Origin of the sequence: Ornithinibacter sp. (assembly GCF_035443565.1) — a bacterium.
In the GTDB taxonomy this organism is placed as follows: Bacteria; Actinomycetota; Actinomycetes; order Actinomycetales; family Dermatophilaceae; genus Fodinibacter.
On sequence record NZ_DAORSO010000239.1, the window covers coordinates 1 to 2,455 of the forward strand.

Here is a 2,455-nt window from a genome sequence, read left to right on the forward strand (position 1 = left end):
CACGCTTGCCGGACTCCACGAGCCGTCGCAGGCTCGGCGAGACGTGGAACCGGTCGCCGAACGCGCGGTGCAGGGTCTCGCTGTTGTGCAGCGCGATCGCCGGCCCGACGAGCCCGAGCAGCACGAACGGCGGCATCGGGGCCAGCCCGGCCACGGCGCGGTCGGCGGTGGCCACCGGGGTGCCCTCGTCGACGATCCTGGAGAACTCACCCATGAAGGCGCCGAGCAGGCGGTTGACGACGAAGGATGCCGAGTCCTTGACCCGGATCGTCGTCTTGCCGAGCGCGCGGCCCGTCGCGAACGCCGTCGCGAGAGCCGCGTCGTCGGTTGCCTCGCCGGGGATGATCTCGAGCAGCGGCATGACGGCCACCGGATTGAAGAAGTGGAAGCCCACGACCCGCTCGGGGTGCGCCAGGCCGCTGGCCATCTGCGTGATCGACAGCGACGAGGTGTTCGTCGCGAGCACGCACTCGGCAGAGACGACGGCCTCGACCTCGGCGAACACCTGCTGCTTGACCGCCATCTCCTCGAAGACCGCTTCGATGACGAAGTCGGCGTCGGCGAAGCCGTCCTTGGACGTCGAGCCGGTGACCAGGCCGGTGAGGAAGGACGCCTTGTCGGGGGACACCCGCCTCCTGTCCTTCAGCGACGCGATCTCGGCGTGCACCCAGCCCACGCCCTTGGCGACGCGGTCCTCGTCGAGGTCGGTCATGACGACCGGGACCCCGAGGCGGCGGGCGAAGAGCAGGGCGAGCTGGCTGGCCATGAGCCCGGCTCCGACGATGCCGACCTTGGTCACCGGGCGCGCGAGCGACTTGTCGGGCGCGCCGGCCGGGCGCTTGGCACGCTTCTGCACGAGGTCGAACGCGTAGAGCCCGGCCCGCAGCTCGTCACCCATGATGAGGTCACCGAGTGCGGCGTCCTCGGCGGCGAAGGCCTGCTCGCGGGTCGCGGTCCGCGCGGCGCGCACGAGCTCGACGGCCCGCATCGCACCTGGCGCGAGTCCCGCGGTCTTGGCGAGGACCACCTTGCGAGCGCCGTCGCACGCGGCATCCCACGCAGTTTCGTCACGGTCGACGTCGCGACGCTGCACCGAAACAGCACCACTGAGGACCCCGGCGGCCCATCGCAGCGAGTCCTCGATGAAGTCGGCCGGTTCGAGCAGCACGTCGGCGATGCCGAGGGCAGCGACCTCCTTGGCCTTCAGCATCCGGTTCTGCGACAGCGGGTTCGCGACGATGACGGTGAGCGCGTCGGCCGGCCCGATGAGGTTGGGCAGCAGGTAGCAGCCACCCCAGCCCGGAACGAGCCCGAGGAAGGTCTCGGGGAGGGCGAACGCGGGCACCCCGGCGGACACCGTGCGATAGTCACAGGCCAGGGCGATCTCGACGCCCCCACCCATCGCCGCGCCGTTGACGAACGCGAAGGTCGGCACGGGCAGGTCCATGATCGAGGCGAAGGCCGCGTGCCCGGCCCGGGCGATGCTCACGGCCTGCTCGCGGTCGGTCACGTACGGGACACCCGACAGGTCGGCGCCCACGGCGAAGATGAACGGCTTGCCGGTGATGCCGACTGCCTGGATCTCGCCGGCCTGGGCCCGGGCCAACAGGCCGTCGACGGTGGCCTGGAGCTCGGCGATCGAGGCCGGGCCGAAGGTGTTCGGCCGGGTGTGGTCAAGGCCGTTGTCGAGGGTGACCAGGGCGAGGATGCCGGCGCCGCCGGGGAGCGTGACGTCCTGGACCGGGGTGTGGGTCACGACCTCGGTGGGCAGTGAGGGAGCGGAAGCCGCGGGGGCGATGGTCTCAACGGGCGTGCTCACGTCAGTTCTCCTTGCCGTAGTCGGCGTGGTGCGGGTTCTCCCAGATGACACAGCCACCCATGCCGATCCCGATGCACATGGCCACCAGGCCGTAGCGCACCTGCGGGTTCTCCTCGAAGTGGTGGGCGAGCTGGGTCATCAGGCGAACACCCGACGACGCCAGCGGGTGGCCGATGGCGATGGCTCCACCCCAGGGGTTGACGCGCTCGTCGTCGTCGGCGATGCCGTAGTGGTCCAGGAAGGCGATGACCTGCACGGCGAACGCCTCGTTGAGCTCGAACAGCCCGATGTCCTCGATGCTCAGGCCGGCCTGGCGCAGCGCCTTCTCGGCAGCGGGGATCGGGCCGATGCCCATCACCTCGGGCTCGACCCCGACGAAGGCGTAGGAGACCAGCCGCATGCGCACCGGCAGCCCGAGCTCGGCGGCGGCGGCCTCCGAGGCGAGGATGCACGCGGTCGCACCGTCGTTGAGACCGGCCGCGTTTCCGGCGGTGACGTTGCCGTGGGGGCGGAAGGGGGTCTTCAGGCCCGCGAGCTCCTCCATGGTGGTGCCGGGGCGGGGCGGCTCGTCGACGGTGGCAAGGCCCCAACCCTTCTCGACGTGGCGGGTGGCCACCGGCACGAGGTCGGGCTGCA

General features: G+C 71.1%; 2 protein-coding genes. Both read right to left on the reverse strand.

Annotated elements, in window-relative coordinates; translation table 11 throughout:
* A partial coding sequence (locus PLL68_RS13880) for a 3-hydroxyacyl-CoA dehydrogenase NAD-binding domain-containing protein (protein ID WP_324535067.1) occupies positions 1 to 1,819 on the reverse strand: 1,819 nt, incomplete at its 3' end.
* A gap of 1 nt (position 1,820) precedes the next feature.
* On the reverse strand, positions 1,821 to 2,455 hold a 635-nt coding region (locus PLL68_RS13885; protein ID WP_324535069.1), incomplete at its 5' end, for a thiolase family protein.